Raw genomic sequence first — 825 nt, forward strand, 5'->3', positions numbered from 1 at the left:
GGTAGAGTCTTAGGGCGTGGTGTAAATTCGGGAAAATGGTGAGAGCCATCGGCTTCTCCGGTAAGGTAATGGTTACGAAGACATTATCTTAAAAGGAGCCAACCGATGGCTGACAACAGCATGACATTCAGTAACACTCTGATGCAACTCGGCGGTGAGGACTTTTTGCGTGAGCTCACCGAATTTATGCTCAACCGCATCATGGACGCGGACGTTACCCAGCGTATCAACGCGGAGCCCCATGAGCGCAGTGACGAGCGGGAGACCTACCGCAACGGCTATCGTGACCGCCAGTTCAACACCCGCCTGGGCACCCTCGACCTGCGTATCCCGAAGCTGCGGGAAGGTTCGTACTTCCCGTCCTTCCTTGAGGCCCGCAGGCTGTCAGAGAAGGCGCTGAACGCGGTTATCCAGGAAGCGTGGATAAACGGCGTCGCCACCCGCAAGGTTGACGCGCTGGTCCAGTCGATGGGGATGACCGGCATCTCCCGCAGCCAGGTGTCGTCCATCTGCCGCGGTATCGATGAGCGCGTGCAGGCCTTCATGCAGCGACCGCTGGAGGGTGAATGGCCCTACCTGTGGCTGGAGGCGACTTATGTGAAGGTTCGCAGGAATGGCCGGGTGGTCAGCGTGGCCGTTATAATCGCCTGCGCGGTCAACTCGGACGGTCGCCGGGAGATTATCGGAATGGGTATCGGCGAGTCAGAAGCCAAAGCCTTCTGGCTGGCCTTCCTGCTGAGCCTTAAAGAACGCGGGCTGGAGGGCGTTAAGCTGGTTATCTCCGACTCGCACAGCGGCCTGAAGGCAGCGATACAGCAGGTGTTC

1 protein-coding gene is annotated in these 825 nt (G+C 58.9%); it reads left to right on the top strand.

The window, feature by feature from the left end:
• Window positions 1-105: 105 nt before the first annotated feature.
• Window positions 106-825 (top strand): IS256 family transposase (locus NG99_RS16835; RefSeq protein ID WP_034895453.1); only part of this gene is annotated, 720 nt, incomplete at its 3' end.

Origin of the sequence: Erwinia typographi (assembly GCF_000773975.1) — a bacterium.
Taxonomy (GTDB): Bacteria; Pseudomonadota; Gammaproteobacteria; order Enterobacterales; family Enterobacteriaceae; genus Erwinia; species Erwinia typographi.